Here is an 18,087-nt window from a genome sequence, read left to right on the forward strand (position 1 = left end):
TTATAACTTTCCTGAAAGAATTACTAAAAAAATGCATCTCGGTTCTTTGAGAATGTATGTAAATGAAACCAATGCCTTCCTAATTACAAAATACAAAGGATTAGATCCTGAGGTGGGATCTTGGAATCCATTGCAAGCTGGTATTGATGGAGGGGTTTACCCACAAGCACGTGTCTTTACATTTGGTGTAAACGTTGGATTATAGCACTAATTAAATAAAAAAGTATATTATGAAACTAATAAATAAAAGAATAATTTTTATGTTGCTTGCCTTATCTTTTATGCTAAGCTGTCAAGATAGTTTTCTTGATCGCCCTTCTCAGTCAGGGACAAGTACAGATAATTTTTATCAAACAAAAGAAGATTTAAGGTTAGCTACTGCCGCTCTTTATGGAGGTAAACCATGGTGGCAATATAATCAGTCCTACCTTGAACTTGGAGATATATTAAGTGGTGATTTGATTGCTCAATGGTGGGCAGAAGCAGTGCAATTAAATACATTTACAGTTTCAGGTTCTAACGGTATCTTAAGTTCAGCTTGGACAGGATTGTATAATACAGTAGGACACAGTAATGCAACGATTAATGCAATTTTAGAGAAAACACCAGCATCTGTTTCTGATGTCGACAAGAATGCTGCACTAGGAGAAGCCAAATTTATTCGTGCCGTTTCCTATTACCACCTAGCTATGTTATGGCAGGATGTGCCAATTATTGAAGACAATAGAAAGTTGGTGACTTCTCCATTGGTAAATAGAAATACGGTAGAAGATGTTTATAAGTTCATTGTCAGTGATTTGACTTTTGCTTCAGAACATTTACCAACATCTGATACTCCTGGACGTGTAACCACTTGGTCAGCCCAAGGAATGCTTGCCAAAGTATATTTAACTATGGCAGGGTTGGGGCATGCTGATGGTAGTCGTGATCAAGCATTATTAGACAAAGCGAAGTTATACGCACAAAACGTATGTACTAAAAGCGGATTGACGTTACTTCCTAACTATGACAATCTTTTTAAAACACAATACAATGATAATGTAGAATCTTTGTTTGCATTACAGTGGACGGCTACCTCAGGTTGGGGTATAGGGAATCAATTGTTGACACACTCTCCAAGTGATGCTCTCAATCCAGGAAAAACTGGAGCATGGACTCCATATCCTCCTACTTATGATCTTTTTGAACTTTATGTAGAGAAAGATTCAGTAAGAAGAAAAGCAACTTTTATGTTGCCAGGGGATCATTATGCCGAATTAAATCGTGCAGAGGGTGGTTATACAGCTAGTGGATCGTCTATGAAAAAACACATTATTGGTAATGAGTTAGACAATAATACGCCTTCAATGACATTCCTAGGTTCTATAGAGCATAATTATATACTAAGACTAGCCGATGTTTATTTAATATATGCCGAAGCAATCCTTGGTAATAGTGCTTCTACTGCTGATGCTGATGCCTTATTCTATTTCAATAAAGTAAGAACTCGTGCGGGTGTAGATGTAGTAACATCATTAAATACAGATGTCATTTTAAAAGAAAGAAGAATCGAATTAGCTTGTGAAGGACAATTTTGGTACGATTTGGTACGTCTTTCTTATTATAACCCTACAAAAGCCATTAGCATGCTTTCTAATCAAAAACGTGTGCTTTTTGATTATGACAAAGTTACAAAGGTTGCTACTCCAAAAGATCCTTTTGCAGCTATTTCTCCAGCTACCGAGAGTACTTTTAAATTAGGTTTGCCATCTTCAGAAATAATAGCAAATCCAAAATTGGCTCAACCTCCAGTTCCTTATTATTAATTAATTAAAAAAAAATATTATGAAAAAATTTTTAAATAAAAAGATTTATTTTTTACTAATGTTCTGCTCGGTTGCAATCTTTGTTATATCTTGTAATAATGACAGTATAGGCACACCAGTTATTACAGACGTAAGAAATTATGCTGCCTCACCTAAGGATACTATTATGACTGATGCCGTTGCAGATCAGCAATGGGTTGTTATTGAAGGGCAAAATTTGCAAAATGCACTTAAAATATCTTTTAATGGTGTACCAACAACATTCAAAAGTACGCTGCTGACTCCTAATAGTGCCATAGTACAGATACCGGCCATCATTTTTTCGACTATAGATGAAAACAAACTCTATACTTTAGAGTATGTAACAAGCGAAGGATCAACAACTTTTTCGTTCCATCTTGGTCCGGCAGCACCTGTTATTACAGCTATCTCCGATGTATTTGCACAACCAAACGATTCGGTTTATATATACGGTACCGATCTCGTTTTACTGAAAAGCTTTTCTTATGGAGGAACACCAATTAATGCGGTTACCACAAATCTTAGCGGGACTGTTCTTGGTTTTCTAATGCCATCTCCGGCACCTACCTCTGGAGATGTTGTAGTAACTACAATGAGTGGTGTGGCTACTTTAAAAATAGTTGCAACTCCAACAATTACTGGTATTTCTAACGAGAATGCTATTGCAAACGATTCAGTTTTTGTATATGGTACGTATCTCAAAGGGATTCAATCCTTTACTTTTTCTGGTTCGACCATTACTTCTTTCAAATCAAACAGCAATGGAAGTGCAGTAGGGTTTAAAATGCCCTCTATTTCAGCAAGTGGTCCTGCGTCCATTACAACATCATTTGGTACAGCTACTACGGTGTATGATGTTTATAATCCATATAATGTTCAATACGCTGGAAGTGCGACAACAGGTATAGTAGCCAATATGGAATGGGGTGATGCATTCGGCTGGGGCTGGTGGGGAGGTTCTGCTCTCTCAGTAAGCGACCCGGGCGCAACAGGAGGTTGGATATCACTCCATACAGATATGGCTGTCAATAAAGGAATGTTCATAACAATAACGGATCCTGTTTTGGCAGTTGGTGCTAGTGGAGGTAGAATACCTATAGGTGCTGCTCAGTGGATGCCTGTTGGTAATTTGAATGATGCAGTTGATAATTGGGCAATAAAATTTGAAATTAATGTTCCACAATCTTGGAAAGGTAGCACCATTGCTATTCAAACGGATTTCAATAGTTCTTATACAGCCAGATTTGAGCCTTGGCAAATTACCCCAACTACTTCGGCAGCTTATTCCACAAAAGGGTGGACAACAGTAACCATTCCGCTCTCTATGTTCCGTGCAAAAGATCCTACACTAGGTGAAGGAAAAGGTGCTTCTATAACAAAGTTGACAGAGATTTTGGGAGGTACAGGAAAAACAGGCTGTGCAATATTTAATATTAATTACGGAAAATCATCCACAACTACTGGTATTCATATAGGATTTGATAATGTCAGAGTAGTAAAAATTAAATAATTAAAGCACTTATTTAAAATAATGAAAATAAAAGCTGTGGGTAAATTATAGAATTCAATTTGCCCGCAGATTTTAAATATTAACTTAACAAACAAGCAAAAATGAATTTTAAAAACTTTTATAAAATAGTAATGTTGCTTTTTATGGTAACAATTGCCATTTCTTGTGAAGATAAAGGTAGTGGCGAAGCCCCAATACTTGTAGTTTCGACTAAAGAAGCTACTTTTGAACCAGAAGGTGGCACATCAACATTTACAATTGAAGCTAACTCAAAATGGACAATTGAAAATGAAGCCTTATGGTTGCAAATAGATAAAGCAGCTGGCGATGCTGGTACTACTACAGTTACCTTGACAACACTCTCAAACGATAGCGGTGTTACTCGTCCTGTTAAAATTAGGGTTATTGCTAATAATGGGCAAGCAAGAGTTATTTATATTTTGCAAGCACCTAATTTATACCCAAATTATAATTTATCACCAAAACCAGCCGATGCCACAGGAATGAGCAGTACAGCTGTAGAATTGGCTGCCAAAATGACTATGGGAGTTAATATTGGTAATACAATGGAGGCTTGGCGTAAAAATGGAGATGTTATTGTTTCAGATGAAACGGCTTGGGGAAATCCAAAAGTTACCGAGTCGTATATTCAATTTTTGAAAGCAACTGGTTTCAATGCGGTACGTATTCCTTGTTCTTGGAATCAGGGAAATTTAAGTGACGCGTCTAAAATGAAAATTGACCCAGTATGGCTTAACCGAGTGAAAGAAGTAGTTGGATGGTGTGTTGCAAATGATATGTATGTTATGTTAAACATCCACTGGGACGGTGGATGGTTAGAAAGTAAAGAGTTATCTGATGGCACACAGACACATAATTTTGACCCCTCATCTTCTCGAAAAAATGTCGTTAATGCCATACAAAAAGCCCTATGGGAACAGATTGCAACGGCGATGAGAGATTTTGACGAACATTTATTTTTTGCTGGTTCTAATGAACCTGCTGCTGATAATGCTCAAGAGATGGCAATTCTTAATAGCTATCATGAATCATTTATTAAAGCAGTGCGTTCTACTGGAGGTCGAAATACTTACCGAGTATTGGTGGTGCAGGGACCTGGTACTAATGCTTCTAAAACTTATGATTTGATGACTATCCCTAGTGATCCAACACCCAATCGTATGATGGTTGAGGTGCATGAATATTCCCCATCCCAATTCTGCTTTGTGGACGAAGAGGTACTTGGTACATGGAAAGTACCAGTTTTCTACTGGGGGGCAGGAAACCATTCTACTATCGAGCCAGAAAGAAATGCCACCTATGGAGAGGAGGATGAAATTGCTGATTCGTTTAATAAATTGAAAGAGAAATTTATTAGCAAAGGTATTCCTGTAGTATTGGGCGAGTATGCCGCTATGAGGAGAAATACCAGCAACAATGCCAAATTCATACCTCTGGATACGGCTAAGCACAACAAATCTGTAGATGACTGGACTACTTTTGTTACAAAACAGTGCCATACTAATGGAGTTGTACCATTCTATTGGGAAATTGGTAATATTTTGAATAGAAATAATAATACAATTAAAGACCAAGCAATGATTGATGCCATGAAAGCAGGGCTCAATTAAGATTAATTTAACCCGCTGGGCAATCAACTATTGATGTCCAGCGGGTTATTCTAACAAAGAATATTCTATTACTAAACAAAGAATATTCTATTACTAAACAAATTATATTAACTATTAAAAAACTATTATTATGAAAAAAATTACTTTTTTATTTCTGGCTTTGACAGGGATGTTCAATGTAGCCAATGCACAAATGCTCTTTGATTTTGACACTGTAAATGCAAGTCACGTTTTTTTAGATGGATGGAACGGCACATGGCCAAATGCATCATTTGCAAAAGTAGCCAATCCAGATGCTACGGGGATCAATACCTCTGCAAACGTAGGTAAATTCACAGCTAACGGTGGTGCTAATGCACAACTTAGATCTGAAGATATAGGAAGTGCAGTTCTTCCTAACTTTGATTTTGCTACTAATCCATATCTTACTATGAAAGTATGGGTAAATAAGCCGATAAGCGTAACTATTGAATTTCAAAATAACGGTTATTATCCATCATTTGGAACAGTAACCCAAAGCGTAACTACTATCAACCAATGGGTAACAATCGAATTTAATTGTACAGAATTTCAGTCTGGGGGGATACATGGTTGGGGAACTTATAATATAGTTGGAGTGTCTTTTGATAAGGATTTATCTGGAGGAACTGTGGCAAACGATGTTTATTATTTTGATGATATGAAACTATCTGCTACTACTACATTATCGACAAAAGATTTTGCAACTAACTCTGATTTCATCAAGGTTTATCCAAATCCATCTGCTAGCGAATTTAACGTGTCTAAATCTGAAGGACCACTTCAAGTGAATGTTTTTGATGTTTTGGGAAGAAAAGTAGCAACAGCAAAATCTGCTTCAAGTCAAGTAGCGGTGGGTTCTTCATTGAAACCAGGGGTATATATCGTGAAAGTGGAAGGTGCTAATGCAAAGGATTCAAAATCATTCAAGGTTATTAAACAATAAGGAATTGAATTTTTGTTTAGTAAAAAAAAGCTGCGTGTAATATACGCGCAACTTTTTAAAATAATTGCAAAATTATGAAAAGTTCCCAGAATTACTATTGGAGACTGGCTTTCAAGAAGAGTACAAAATAAAATACACCAAAAAGGCTGTTGTCACGAGTTGTGGAACAGCCTTTGTTATAATTGTAATTCATTAAAAAAAAATAGGACTGTCCGCTAAGCAGATAATAGCCTAATATAGCACACAGATGACATGAATTTAACGGTTAAATACGGATTTTTTTTGAAGATTATATAATCAATAATTGTGAAATTACCGCTTAATTCGTGTTAAATCAGTCAAAATCTGTGTCATTTGTGGCCTAATTTTACATCAATCGAGTTCAGGTTAATATGAAAATCTGTTTTATCGGTTTAAATCAGTGTCATCCGTGTGCAATTCTTAAAAATGGTGCAAGTAACGGATAATCATATTAATACAAGTTATTAAAAAAAATATTGTAACAAATGAATAAAATAGACTTGAAATTTTTGTACTTAATAGTGATCTTTTGTTGTCTTACTACCATAACGTTTGCTCAGGCTGTCCAGATAACGGTAAATGCTACTGTAAACAAAAAAAAGGTATCGCCATACATTTATGGAAAAAATGATTTCTTTGACCGTTCTAACCAATTTTATAAAGAGGCAGGTTTACGTTTTGCCCGCTTGAATGGTGGTAATAACGCATCGGCCTATAACTGGCAGGATAAACTTGATGTTCATCCCGACTGGTATAATAATGTTTATCCTGCTGATTGGGATGTACCGGCACAAAATATCAATACTAACTTTCCCGATATGCAGGGCATGTTTGCCTTTCAATTACTGGGCAGAGTGGCTTCTAGTGGGCAGTACAACTTTAATGATTGGGGATACAATCAATCACAATATTGGTCAGGTGTTGGTCAAAATTTAGCTGGAGGAGGTGTAGTTAATGCTAGTGGTGGAAGTACCGCTACGACTGATGGAAACATTGATTTGTTCTCTAAACCATGGCCAGCAGATTCTTCGGTAGGAATATTAAATCATTGGTTTGGAACTAATGGTTTGGGACTAAACAAAAACCAATTTGTATATTGGAGTATGGACAACGAGGTAGATGTATGGAATGGTACCCATGATTGGGCTATGCCAACATTAATATCGGCCTCTGTTTTTATGGATCGCTATATCGAATTGGCAAAGAAAGCGAAAGCCATATATCCTAACATCAAACTTTGCGGACCCGTTACAACTTCTGAATGGCAATGGTACAAATGGTCAAATGAAAGTATTTGGATCAACGGCAAGTATTATCCTTGGATAGAATATTTTATAAAAAGATGTGCCGATGAAGAAAAAGCCTCTGGAGTTAGAGTACTCGATGTATTAGATATTCATAACTATCCATTCTATAATAATAATGATACTGCGGCATTGCAAGGGCATCGAATTTATTACGATACAACTTATGATTATCCAGGTGCAAACGGTATTTATTCAAGTGCAGGCGGATGGGATACTTCTCTCAAAAAAGAGTATATTTTTAAGCGTATCGAAGGCTGGTTAAACGAGGAGTTTGGTGCAAACCATGGCATAACATGTGGTGTAAGCGAATGGGGAACTATGTCAAGTAGCAATCCTAGTCTTGAGTCGGTTATCTATGCTTCACATCTGGGTACTTTTGCCAACAATGGCGTTGAATTATTTAGCCCTTGGAACTGGTCTATCGGTATGTGGGAAACTTTACATCTTTTCAGTCGTTACGCCAAAGAGTATAGTGTTTCCAGCACCTCTTCACTTGAGAACACTGTTTCGGCTTACACCACTGTAAATCAATTATCTGATGCAATGACTGTCATAATCGTGAACAAGGATATGAATGCGTCACACACGGTAACGGTAAACCTTAACGGCTTTTCTGCCAAAAACGGAAATTCCGAAACATTACAACTTTCATCATTGCCAGCAACAGAAACATTTGTTTCTCATACTGATAATGCTTTAAAAAAGAGTACCATAAGTGTTAATTCGAATACATTCACGATTGCAGTTCCCGCTTTGTCAACCACGGCAGTTTTGCTTGAGGCAAACGTGTTGTCTATTAATGATGTAAACACATTGCCAACTGATGAAGCAGTAATGATTTATCCCAATCCGGTAAAGGATAAACTTCAGGTAAAATTAGATTTGGCAATTGCAGAACCAACCGAAATGACAGTGTATAACCTTGCAGGACAAAAACTAAAAGTTTTCACTATAAATAGTGACCGACAAGTGGTACACAACTTGGATGTGAGTGCATTTTCTGAAGGATCATATTTCTTGTCAGTAAAAAATAGCAGATATAAAAACAGCATACCTTTTATAATTGCCCGATAAAATCAAACTAAATATTAAATTAAGAGACAGATACATAATTATTTAAAAAAGGAAATTGCAACTTGTTTTGTGGGTTTCCTTTATTTGAGAAGCATCCTCCTCGAAAATTAGGAGGTCAAGTTGACCGTTGCCTGTTAATGAATTAGGTAATCCGAATTCAAAAACAGGTAATGGCTTTTTTAATCAATATGTTTATTATTCAAAACGAATTATTTTTGGGTTTATGAATAACAATCAAAATAATTATGCTAATAAATACATTACTAATTTGATTTTATATTAAGAAAATATTTGCAAATAAATACCCAGAATTGTTATTGCATTTTTTAAAAGATTAAAATAACACAAATTGGTTATGTATTGAATACATTTCATCCTAATATTTTTTTATAATAGAGCTAATTTTATATCCACAATAGTAGTACTATTAGTAAGTTGCTAACTCCTTGAAGGAGATAGAGTTATTGTAAAATAAGGTAAATTTTTGTAAATTCAGAAGATAATTAACCCCAAAAAATAAAAATCATGCGCATAACCATTTTCGGTCTTTCTCTTTTCTTTATGTTTTTTTATATGCAGGCTCAAGAGGAGAAAATGATAGTTGTTAATACGAATAACGAACCCATTACAGAAGGAAAATTTAAACCAGATTGGCAGTCTTTGTCTCAGTACAAAGTTCCCGATTGGTTTCGCAATGCCAAGTTTGGAATCTGGGCACATTGGGGACCACAATGCCAAGCCGAAATGGGCGATTGGTATGGGCGCGGTATGTATGATGAAGGAAATTGGCAGTATAATTTTCATATTAAAAAATATGGACATCCTTCAAAAGCAGGTTTTAAAGAAGTTATTCACGACTGGAAAGCCCAAAATTGGGATCCTGAAAAATTGGTGGCACTTTATAAACGTGTGGGTGCACAGTATTTCTTCGCAATGGCAAACCACCACGACAACTTAGATTTGTGGAATAGCAAATATCAGAATTGGAATTCGGTTCGGGTAGGTCCACAAAAAGACATCGTGGCAGGATGGGCTAAAGCGGCAAAAAAACAAGGACTTCCTTTTGGATTGAGCGTGCATTCGGCACATGCTTGGACTTGGTATGAAACTTCACAAAGAGCTGATAAAACAGGAACTTTAGCAGGCATTTCTTATGACGGCAAACTCACAAAAGCGGATGGCAAAGGAACTTGGTGGGAAGGTCTTGATCCACAAGAACTTTATGCTCAAAACCATCCGCTAAGCAAAAATAGTGACCAGGATACTAAATCTTTGTGGTCGCAATGGAATTGGGGAAATGGTGCATCTATCCCTGACCAAAAGTATTGCGACAATTTTTATAACCGCACTATGGATTTAATTAACCTTTACAATCCTGATTTATTATATTTTGACGATACAACCCTTCCGCTTTTTCCAATTAGTGATGCTGGTTTAAAAATAGCAGCTCATTATTACAACCACAATATGGCAACCCACAAAGGCAAATTGGAAGCGGTTATGTTTGGCAAGCAACTGACCAATGATCAAAAGAAATGTATAGTTTGGGATGTAGAACGTGGCGCACCCGACAAGCCACAAGAAAAAGCTTGGCAAACTTGTACGTGCATTGGGGATTGGCATTACAACAGAGGCATTTATGAGAGCGGAAGTTATAAATCGGCATCAACGATTATCCGTACTTTGGTAGATATTGTGAGCAAAAACGGAAATTTATTACTTAACATTCCCATTCGTGGCGATGGTACAATCGATGATAAAGAAGTGGCGATTCTTGAAGGTATAGCAGCTTGGATGGATGTCAACAAAGAAAGTATTTTCGATACACGTCCTTGGAAAGTTTTTGGCGAAGGCCCTTCCGTAGATTCTGTTAACCCGCTTGATGCAGCCGGTTTTAATGAAGGAAAAGTTGGATTTACCGAAAAAGACATCCGTTACAACCAAAAGGGAAATGTGCTTTATGCAACAGTGATGAGTACTCCAACCAAAGATATTTCACTCCAATCTTTTGTAAAAAATATAGGAAAGCAAAAAATTAAAAAAATTGAATTGCTGGGCAGTAAGGAAAAACTAATGTGGAAACTGGGCAATAACGAGCTCTTAATTACCAAACCAAAAGTGTGTGCCAACGATATTGCTTCGGTGTTTAAGATTACCTTGGCTCAATAGTGACTGGATTTCGTGACTTATTACAAGGAATACTTAGGCTAAAGTGATAAGTTTATTTCTTAATTTGAGTTTAATGTGTTGTTTAATAATGAATTTAATAATATGAAGAAGCTAAATGGTTTCATTTTTACAGTTGTAGGTTGGCTTGTTTTTAATACTGGATTTGCGCAAAACCCTAATTTCCATATCTATATCTGTTTTGGACAGTCGAATATGGAGGGTCAGGGTGCTATCGAAGCGCAGGATAAAGAGGTCGATAGCCGTTTTAAAGTGCTTCAATCGTTGGATTGCGATGGTCGAAATAAAAACGAGTGGCATACAGCCGTTCCTCCATTATGCCAGTGTGGCTCAGGACTATCGCCTGCCGACTATTTTGGAAGAACAATGGTAAAACATCTCCCTGATAGTATAACTGTAGGTGTGATTAATGTAGCCGTAGGAGGATCGGATATTCGGTTGTTTGACAAAGATCTTTATCAGAAATATGATTCTACTTATAAAGAAGAATGGTTTTTGTCGAAAATAAAGGCGTATGAAGGTAATCCTCGCAAACACCTTATGGATTTGGCAAAACTAGCACAGCAAGAAGGAGTGATAAAAGGTATCTTGATACATCAAGGGGAAGCAAATTCTGGAGATTCAGAATGGCCATCCTATGTGAAGAAAATTTACACAGAAATGTTATCTGAACTTTCTTTAAATCCAGATACAGTACCACTTTTAACAGGAGAAGTGTTATCAGAGCAGGGAAGTTGTTGTGGTAAGTGGATGAATCCGATTATCAATAAGTTGCCAATGACTATTCCAACAGCACACGTTATTTCGGCTAATGAATTAACAGGTAAAGATGCGGCACATTTTGATGAGCCCAGCTATCGTAAGCTTGGGATGAGATATGCTGAAAAAATGCTTTCGTTGATGGGTATTGAAGCTAAAGTTTTTGAACCGAAATGTTCTGAATAAGGAACTGTATTATGCTTACATCGGTAAGTCAGCCCGACGAGAGAACAGTTGAATGTGGTACTATTAGTAAACAAATACTTTTAAAAAAAGAATGAAAAAAGCAAAACAATATGCCATTTGGTTTTATCTTATTGGGGGGATTTTTTCTCTGAATGCACAAGATAAACTTTATCCAAATGAATTTCCACTCAGTGATGTTACTTTACTTGAAAGTCCGTTCAAACATGCCCGCAATTTGAATGTGGAAGTTTTATTAAAATACAATATAAACCGCTTGTTGGCACCTTATCGCAAAGAGGCTGGTTTGCCAGAAAAAGCAAAAGGTTTTGAAAACTGGGACGGACTTGATGGTCACGTTGGAGGGCACTATTTGTCAGCTCTTGCCATGAATTACGCTTCCACAGGTGATGCTGAATGCAAAAAGCGAATGGAGTATATGATTGCTGAATTAAAAGCTTGTCAGGATGCAAATTCAATAAAATATCCTGATTGGGGAGTTGGTTATGTGGGCGGAGTTCCCAACAGTACCGCTGTTTGGCCGTTTATTAATGCCGGAGATATAAGCTATATCTGGAAATCTTGGGTTCCTTGGTATAATGTGCATAAAACATATTCAGGGCTGCGAGATGCGTGGTTATATACGGGTAATGAAGAAGCTAAAACGATATTTTTGAAATTTTGCGATTGGGGTATAAATCTGACTTCGGATTTGAGCGATGACAAAATGGAGCAGATGCTAGGAAACGAACACGGTGGAATGAACGAAATTTTTGCCGATGCTTACCAAATGACTGGAAACGAAAAATACATAACTGCTGCCAAACGCTTTTCGCATCAAATGTTATTAGATTCGATGGCTGCCAACAACGATAATCTCGACAACAAACATGCCAATACACAAGTTCCAAAAGCAATTGGTTTTGAAAGAATTGGCGAGCTTTCTCACAGTCAAAATTATTCCGAAGCTGGCAGTTTCTTCTGGGAAACTGTAACTGGAAAGCGAACGCTAGCTTTTGGTGGCAATAGCCGTCGAGAATTTTTCCCAAGTGTTGCCTCCAGCGAAGACTTTATCAACGATGTAGAAGGTCCTGAGTCGTGTAACACTTATAATATGCTCAAACTTACCGAAGATTTATTTCGGGTAAATCCTTTGGCAAAATATGCCGATTATTACGAACGGGCAGTTTACAATCATATCCTATCCACGCAGCATCCCGAACATGGTGGGTATGTGTATTTTACACCAGTTCGTCCACGCCACTACCGTGTGTATTCGGCACCTAATCAGGCCATGTGGTGCTGTGTAGGAAGCGGAATGGAAAATCACGGAAAATACAACCAGTTTATTTACACGCATAAAAACGACTCTTTGTATGTGAATCTTTTTATTGCTTCGGAATTAAACTGGAAAAGTAAAAAATTGAAATTGAAACAGGAAACCAATTTTCCTTTTGATGAAAAAAGTAAACTCACTTTCACTGGAAAAAAATCAAAATTTTCATTGCTTATTCGGTACCCAGCTTGGGTTGAAGCAGGCAAAATGAAAATAACTATTAATGGAAAAGAAATATTAATTGTAGAAAAACCATCAAGCTATATTTCAATAAATAGAATATGGAAAAGTGGCGATATAGTAGAAATCAGCTTACCAATGCACAACACCGTAGAACGTTTACCCAACGTTCCTGATTATATTGCTTTATTGCACGGGCCAATAGTACTTGGTGCAAAAACTGGAACCGAAAATATCACAGGATTAGTAGCCAACGATAGCCGTTGGGGGCACATTGCTGGTGGCGAACGTTTACCAATAGACAAAGCACCGATTATTATAGAAGATAATTTGCAGAATATTGCATCAAAACTAATGCCTGTTGCCAATAAACCGCTCACATTCACTGCACCCGAATTAAAATTGATAAATGGCACAGCAATCGAATTTGAACCTTTTTTCCAAATTCACGATTCACGTTATTCTATTTATTGGCTGGCTCTTTCAGCTGATAAATATAAATCTCATATAGATTCGTTAGCCAAATTGGAAGTTGAAAAATTGGATATGCAAAGACGCACGGTTGATTTTATTGCACCTGGCGAACAGCAGCCAGAAGCCGATCATTTCATCCAGAAAGAGAATTCTAACACAGGGAACAATCAGAATCAGTTTTGGCGTGATGCTTCAGACAGTGGTTTTTTTAGCTATCTTATGAATACAAATTCAGAAGAAAATTTGAAACTGATTATTCGCTATTGGGGTGCTGAATGGGGAAACAGAAAGTTTGATATTTACATAGACGAAGATAAATTAATTACTGAAAATAATACCGATAGATGGAACCAATCGAGTTTTAAGGACATCGAATATACTATTCCAAATGCAATGATAAAAGGGAAAAAAAATATTCGTGTAAAATTTAAACCAGTTCAAGGAAACACTGCTGGAGCAATATATAATATTCGATTAATAAAGGAAAATCTATAAAAATAAAGTATAAAAATAAGTATTGAATTTTTAGAAATAGTAAAAATTGAAACACATAGAATCATAGAAAAAAGAGTTAGATAGACCAATTCTTGGATTCGCATATCTATGATTTGCTAAAATCAAGCGAAGCGTCTAAGAGAAACTAATAAAAAAACTATGTCTCTATGTGTTTAAAAAATCTAAATGGAATTACACCCAACGGGTTATAAAAATAAATTGGTATAGAAATCAGTTTTGTAAATATGAAAAATAAATTTGCTATTATTTTAGGGTTATTTGTCTTGTTTTTAACTAACATTATTTATTCCCAAAATCTTCCCGATTGGGAAAATCCTGATATTAATGGTACTAATAAAGAAAATCCACACGCCTATAGTTTTCTGGCTTCCGAAAAGACAAACAATCCTCTGATTAAGTCGCTTAATGGTATTTGGAAATTCAAATGGTCACCCGACCCACAATCTCGACCAGTAAATTTTTATGCCGAGAATTATTCAACGGAAAATTGGAACAACATTCTGGTTCCTGGAAACTGGGAACTTCAAGGTTTTGGAACTCCAATTTATACTAATTTTGTCTATCCATTCAAACGTGATGCTCCAAAAGTTACAAGCGAACCTGAAAAAAATTACACCAGTTTTCTTCAACGCAATCCAATAGGTAGTTATATTACAAACTTTAGTATTCCTGAAAATTGGAACAAAAAACAAGTGTTTTTAAACTTTAACGGTGTTCAATCTGCATTTTATGTATGGGTTAACGGACAGAAAGTTGGCTATAGCGAAAACTCTATGTCGCCTGCCGAGTTCGATATAACAAACTATATTCATAAAGGTGAAAACAAATTAGCTGTTGAGGTTTATAAATGGTGCGATGGCAGCTATCTGGAAGATCAGGATGTTTGGAGATTAAGTGGTATTTTTAGAGATGTTGATTTAATAGCCCGCCCCAAAACCTATATCAGCGATTTTTTTGTGAAAGCTATACCAGACAGTTCCTTTGATAATGCGAACATCTCTATTGATTTGAATATCGACAATCGTTCAACTCAAAATAGTCAGGGATTGCACGTAGATGCTGAGGTTGAGGGCTTTTCGGCACAAGGTGAAAGGATCGGTTTTTCATTTACAGGAAAAGTACCAGCAGTTCAAAAATCAAATCAAGCATCAATCGAATTGAACTCATTGATAAAACAGCCGAGACTTTGGTCAGCTGAAACACCAGATTTATATCATCTTATTTTAAAACTCAAAAACAAAAAGAATGAGATTGTTGACAAGGCCGAATGTTATTTTGGCGTTCGTAAAATTGAAGTTAGTGGAGATGTATTTTATGTTAATGGTAAAGCAGTAAAACTCAAAGGAGTGAACCGCCATGAGCAGCATCCACGTACAGGAAGACATGTGAGCCGAAATACGATGATTCGGGATTTAGAGCTTATGAAGCAAGCTAATATCAATATGATTCGTACTTGTCATTATCCTGACGATCCCTTGTTTTATGAGCTTTGCGATCAATATGGTTTTTATGTAATGGACGAAGCAAATCAGGAATCGCATGGTTTTGGTCTTGGAAATAAGGAAATGGGCGATGACCCAGCGTGGAAAAAGTCACATATAGAAAGGGCTGTTTCATTAGTTCAACGAGATAAGAACCACGCCTGTGTTATTTTCTGGTCAATGGGGAATGAAGGTGGTAATGGTCAAAACTTAATAGCGATGGCCGATACCGTGAAGAAACTCGATCCAACGCGATTAATTTATTCGGATACACAACGTGATATTTCTTCAATTTACGATGAAGGTTACTTGCATCCTGCCGATTTGAAAAAGTTAGGAGAAACGATAAAAGATAAACCAGTATTTATGCGTGAATACTTTCACGTGATGGGAAATTCGGGCGGAAATCTCCAGGAATACTGGGATGTTATCTATGCCGATCCAAGCCTTACCGGAGCAGCCATTTGGGAATGGGTAGATCAGGGATTGGCAAAGAAAAAGGATGGTTCTCCCTTAAAACTTGCGGAGCATCCAGATGATTATCAACTGAAAGATGATGAATTTTGGGCTTATGGTGGTGATTTTGGCGATCAGCCAAACAATGGAAATTTCTGTATCAAAGGCTTAGTTTCGTCCGACAGAAAGCCTTATCCTCATTATTTTGAGGTTCAGAAAGTGTATCAACCTATTGTGTTTAAACTTTTAAATGATAATGACATAACAATTGAGGTTACAAATCATTTTGATTTTCTATCGCTTCGAAACTTCGATTTTGAATACGAATATACATCAAACGGCAAATCGTTGCAAAAAGGCAAGTTTAGTTGCGATAACACCCTGTCAGGAACATCTTCAAGGATAATGCTTCCTTCGCTACAAGCGGTAGATGCAACTTCCTCGGAAATTGGTTTGAATATTTATGCTAAACTCAAGACGGCAACGCTTTGGGCAGAAGAAGGTTTTTGTATTGCCCGTGAGCAGTTTGTTGTCAAACCTTATAGTTGGACAAAAATAGCTGTAGTTGAAAAACAGGTGGTTGTAAAAGAATCATCTTCACAAATTGAACTTGGAACAGAAAAGATGTCTTTTGTTTTTGATAAGAAAAATGCTTCATTAGTAAGTTGGAAAGCTAATGGACAAGAGTTGCTGAAGGGCAAACTAGAACCCTATTTTTGGAAAACACCGAACGATAACCAAAAGCGAAGCGGTTATGTAAACGAATTGGGCAAATGGAAAGAGGCAGCAGAAAAATTAGAGGTTAAAAAAGTTGACATTTCCAAGCAAGGCAATTTCGTGTCCGTAAAATTTGACATAAATTTACCAACTATTGGTGCAAACTATATGTTGAATTATCAAATAAATGGTATGGGAAAATTACAAGTCGAAGCAACATATAAGCCTCTTTCTGATAGTATTCCTTTGATTCCTATATTTGGTATGCGGGTTCGTATTCCGGAAAATTACAGTACCATCGACTGGTATGGTCGTGGTCCTTACGAAAATTATCCCGATAGGAAAACAGCTTCCTTGATTGGTTTATATCATTCAGAATTAGAAAATTTTATAGTTCCCTATCCTGCGCCACAAGACAATGCCAATCGTTGCGATGTACGTTGGTTTTCTTTCAGCACCCAAAACAATGATGCCATTAAAATATCGGGTTTGCAGCCGCTGAATTTCCGTGCGTGGCCTTATACGGAAGACGATTTGGAAAACACAACGCACGATTACCAACTTCCGAAACGTGATTTTATTAATCTAAACATTGATTTGAATATTCACGGCGTTGGAGGCGATGATACTTGGGGGGCTATAACTATGGAAAAATATACTAATTTAGGAAATAAGCCTTATAGTTTTGGTTTTATTTTGGAATATGTTGGGAAATAGCAATATGAAGGAAGTAAAATAATCGGCTTAAAATCATTAAAATAAATCAGGTAAACAAATAATCTATATAGTTTAAATTATAAAAATATGAAAAAAAATCTATTATTGCTTGCTGTTTTGGTAAGTGGATTTATCGGAGCTGCCCAAGTGAAGATTTTAAGTCCCGACAACAAGCTGACCGTTATAGTTGCTGCAGAAGAGGGAATCCCTTTCTATTCAATTACATACAATGGAAAGGAGTTCTTGAAAAAATCTCCATTGGGATTAAATACAAATATTGGGAAGTTTTCACAACAACTGTCCATAGATAGTAATGTTGAAAGAAACACTATCAACGAATCTTATCATCTTGAAAAGATTAAACGAAGCAATGTTACCTATACTGCAAACGAGGCTGTTATGACTTTTAACCAAGATAATAAACCCGTTTTTGATCTAGTTTTCAGGGTAAGTAATAATGATGTTGCTTTTCGTTACAAGGTACATTCTAAAGGCGAAACTGCTGTTTGTGTGGTTAATGAAGAGCTTTCAGGTTTCGCTCTGCCACAGGGCACAACTACTTTTCTTTGTCCTCAAATGCAACCAATGACTGGTTTTGCCAGAACTGCTCCCAGTTATGAAACGTCATACACTGCCGATGATGCAATGGGGAAAAATGGTCGAGGATTTGGATATACATTTCCGGCATTGTTCAAGGTAAACAACAATGGCTGGATGCTGATTTCTGAAACCGGAGTGGATGGCAGTT

General features: G+C 36.7%; 11 protein-coding genes. All 11 read left to right on the forward strand.

The window, feature by feature from the left end; all coding sequences use genetic code 11:
- Nucleotides 1–205 (forward strand): hypothetical protein (locus tag PHC28_RS04970; protein WP_300096882.1); only part of this gene is annotated, 205 nt, incomplete at its 5' end.
- Nucleotides 206–230: 25 nt separating this feature from the next.
- Nucleotides 231–1,805: a RagB/SusD family nutrient uptake outer membrane protein gene (locus tag PHC28_RS04975; protein ID WP_300096883.1), complete on the forward strand. Its 1,575-nt coding sequence runs from the start codon at nt 231–233 to the stop codon at nt 1,803–1,805.
- Nucleotides 1,806–1,824: 19 nt separating this feature from the next.
- The gene (locus tag PHC28_RS04980) at nt 1,825–3,336 is read left to right on the forward strand and encodes a glycan-binding surface protein (RefSeq protein WP_300096884.1); all 1,512 of its coding nucleotides are present in this window, start codon (nt 1,825–1,827) and stop codon (nt 3,334–3,336) included.
- A 101-nt stretch (nt 3,337–3,437) separates the two neighbouring features.
- Nucleotides 3,438–4,967 (forward strand): cellulase family glycosylhydrolase, encoded by a 1,530-nt coding sequence (locus PHC28_RS04985; protein WP_300096885.1) that lies wholly within the window; start codon nt 3,438–3,440, stop codon nt 4,965–4,967.
- A gap of 130 nt (nt 4,968–5,097) precedes the next feature.
- Nucleotides 5,098–5,931 (forward strand): T9SS type A sorting domain-containing protein, encoded by an 834-nt coding sequence (locus PHC28_RS04990; protein WP_300096886.1) that lies wholly within the window; start codon nt 5,098–5,100, stop codon nt 5,929–5,931.
- Between the two features lie 506 nt (nt 5,932–6,437).
- A complete protein-coding gene (locus PHC28_RS04995; RefSeq protein ID WP_300096887.1) occupies nt 6,438–8,333 on the forward strand; it encodes a glycoside hydrolase family 44 protein in 1,896 nt (631 codons plus the stop codon).
- A gap of 525 nt (nt 8,334–8,858) precedes the next feature.
- Nucleotides 8,859–10,502, forward strand: a complete 1,644-nt coding sequence (locus PHC28_RS05000) for an alpha-L-fucosidase (RefSeq protein ID WP_300096888.1) — start codon at nt 8,859–8,861, stop codon at nt 10,500–10,502.
- A 102-nt stretch (nt 10,503–10,604) separates the two neighbouring features.
- Entirely contained in the window at nt 10,605–11,465 is an 861-nt protein-coding gene (locus PHC28_RS05005; RefSeq protein WP_300096889.1) for a sialate O-acetylesterase, read from the forward strand.
- A gap of 91 nt (nt 11,466–11,556) precedes the next feature.
- A complete protein-coding gene (locus tag PHC28_RS05010; protein ID WP_300096890.1) occupies nt 11,557–13,947 on the forward strand; it encodes a glycoside hydrolase family 127 protein in 2,391 nt (796 codons plus the stop codon).
- Nucleotides 13,948–14,192: 245 nt separating this feature from the next.
- Nucleotides 14,193–17,339, forward strand: a complete 3,147-nt coding sequence (locus PHC28_RS05015) for a glycoside hydrolase family 2 TIM barrel-domain containing protein (protein WP_300096891.1) — start codon at nt 14,193–14,195, stop codon at nt 17,337–17,339.
- Between the two features lie 87 nt (nt 17,340–17,426).
- On the forward strand, nt 17,427–18,087 hold a 661-nt coding region (locus tag PHC28_RS05020; protein WP_300096892.1), incomplete at its 3' end, for a glycoside hydrolase family 97 N-terminal domain-containing protein.

The sequence above is a fragment of the Flavobacterium sp. genome, assembly GCF_028712645.1.
GTDB lineage: Bacteria > Bacteroidota > Bacteroidia > Flavobacteriales > Flavobacteriaceae > Flavobacterium.